This is a genomic window from Citricoccus parietis, assembly GCF_042433045.1.
GTDB classification, from domain to species: domain Bacteria; phylum Actinomycetota; class Actinomycetes; order Actinomycetales; family Micrococcaceae; genus Citricoccus; species Citricoccus parietis.
Genome location: NZ_JBHLWH010000050.1, coordinates 1 through 2847, shown reverse-complemented (window position 1 = coordinate 2847; position 2847 = coordinate 1). Strand labels below are relative to the sequence as shown.

The 2847-nt window shown below is 57.3% G+C and carries 2 rRNA genes; both read right to left on the bottom strand.

The window, feature by feature from the left end:
• A 23S ribosomal RNA gene (locus ACFFIO_RS17250) occupies positions 1-1234 on the bottom strand; the annotation flags it as partial.
• 608 nt (positions 1235-1842) lie between these two features.
• Positions 1843-2847: ribosomal RNA gene (locus tag ACFFIO_RS17245) — 16S ribosomal RNA — on the bottom strand; the annotation flags it as partial.

Genomic DNA, 2847 nt, shown 5'->3' with positions numbered 1-2847 from the left:
GTGTGCTTGAGCCCCGCTACATTGTCGGCGCGGAATCACTTGACCAGTGAGCTATTACGCACTCTTTCAAGGGTGGCTGCTTCTAAGCCAACCTCCTGGTTGTCACAGCAACTCCACATCCTTTCCCACTTAGCACACGCTTAGGGGCCTTAACCGGTGGTCTGGGCTGTTTCCCTCTCGACCATGAAGCTTATCCCCCACAGTCTCACTGCCACGCTCTCACTTCCCGGCATTCGGAGTTTGGCTGACGTCAGTAACCTTGTAGGGCCCATCTGCCATCCAGTAGCTCTACCTCCGGGAAGAAACACGTGACGCTGCACCTAAATGCATTTCGGGGAGAACCAGCTATCACGGAGTTTGATTGGCCTTTCACCCCTACCCACAGCTCATCCCCTCCATTTTCAACTGAAGTGGGTTCGGTCCTCCACGCGCTCTTACACGCGCTTCAACCTGGCCATGGGTAGATCACTCCGCTTCGGGTCTAGACCGTGCCACTAAGATCGCCCTATTCAGACTCGCTTTCGCTACGGCTTCCCCACACGGGTTAACCTCGCGACACAGCACTAACTCGCAGGCTCATTCTTCAAAAGGCACGCCGTCACCCCTCAAGGCTCCGACGGATTGTAGGCACATGGTTTCAGGTACTATTTCACTCCCCTCCCGGGGTGCTTTTCACCATTCCCTCACGGTACTGATCCGCTATCGGTCAACAGGTAGTATTCAGGCTTACCAGGTGGTCCTGGCAGATTCACACGGGATTTCTCGGGCCCCGTGCTACTCGGGCACACTCTCTAAGCGGCGGTACGCATTCGCACTACGGGACTCTCACCCTCTACGGTCAGCCATCCAAAGCTGTTCGCCTATACGCCCGCTCCTCACCACCCCAAGTCGGCAGACCTGGGACGAAAGGGCCCACAACCCCGAACACGCAACCCCTGCCGGGTATCACACGTGAACGGTTTAGCCCCATCCGCTTTCGCTCGCCACTACTCACGGAATCACTTTTGTTTTCTCTTCCTGCAGGTACTGAGATGTTTCACTTCCCTGCGTTCCCTCCAACCGGCCTATGTGTTCAACCGGCGGTCACACACTCACAGGTGTGCGGGGTTCCCCCATTCGGAAATCCTGGAATCAACGTCCGGTTATCGACTCCTCCAGGCTTATCGCAGATTCCCACGTCCTTCATCGGCTCCTGTTGCCAAGGCATCCACCATGCGCCCTGAAAAACTTAGCCACACAAGGCCAAGCCCTCAATGAGCAACACCCACCACCAACCACCCAAAAAGGGGGTCAACAACGGGTGTATCAAAAGATGACTACATTCTCGGCGCCACCACACACCACCAGGGGGCGATATGCGGCAGCAATAAAAATAAGATGCTCGCGTCCACTATGCAGTTCCCAAACAACAACCCGCACCACACCACCCACACCAACGAATCAACGTCAATGCTTCAGCATGGCCGGAACCAGACCACAGGCCCGGAACAACCACCCCCACACCACACCACCACCCACCCCCCAAAAGAGAGGCCAAGCGATCATGTGCTGCACGAGCAGCCGGTCCTGTTGTCCCAGGACCCAACAGTGTGCCAACACCCCAACCCATCCAAACCCGGCAGTCCTTCCACACGACGGCGCGACATCCAGGGCAACACCCCAGACGCCCATTCCAGACGCAGTACTACGACCACCAGCCGGTACGGCCAGGGCACTATTCGTTGATGTTCCACCCATGAGCAACTCGCCGACCCACGAACGGGGCCGCTACGAGCACTACACCTGAACCACACACCCACAGACACAAAGATCTGCAGGCCTGACGGCTAAGGGGCTCCTTAGAAAGGAGGTGATCCAGCCGCACCTTCCGGTACGGCTACCTTGTTACGACTTAGTCCCAATCGCCAGTCCCACCTTCGACGGCTCCCCCCACAAGGGTTGGGCCACCGGCTTCGGGTGTTACCGACTTTCGTGACTTGACGGGCGGTGTGTACAAGGCCCGGGAACGTATTCACCGCAGCGTTGCTGATCTGCGATTACTAGCGACTCCGACTTCATGGGGTCGAGTTGCAGACCCCAATCCGAACTGAGACCGGCTTTTTGGGATTAGCTCCACCTCACAGTATCGCGACCCATTGTACCGGCCATTGTAGCATGCGTGAAGCCCAAGACATAAGGGGCATGATGATTTGACGTCGTCCCCACCTTCCTCCGAGTTGACCCCGGCAGTCTCCCATGAGTCCCCGGCATAACCCGCTGGCAACATGGAACGAGGGTTGCGCTCGTTGCGGGACTTAACCCAACATCTCACGACACGAGCTGACGACAACCATGCACCACCTGTGAACCCGCCCCAAAGGGGAAACCACATCTCTGTGGCGATCGAGAACATGTCAAGCCTTGGTAAGGTTCTTCGCGTTGCATCGAATTAATCCGCATGCTCCGCCGCTTGTGCGGGCCCCCGTCAATTCCTTTGAGTTTTAGCCTTGCGGCCGTACTCCCCAGGCGGGGCACTTAATGCGTTAGCTGCGGCGCGGAAAACGTGGAATGTCCCCCACACCTAGTGCCCAACGTTTACGGCATGGACTACCAGGGTATCTAATCCTGTTCGCTCCCCATGCTTTCGCTCCTCAGCGTCAGTAACAGCCCAGAGACCTGCCTTCGCCATCGGTGTTCCTCCTGATATCTGCGCATTTCACCGCTACACCAGGAATTCCGGTCTCCCCTACTGCACTCTAGTCTGCCCGTACCCACCGCAGATCCGGGGTTAAGCCCCGGACTTTCACGGCAGACGCGACAAACCGCCTACGAGCTCTTTACGCCCAATAATTCCGGATAACGCTCGCG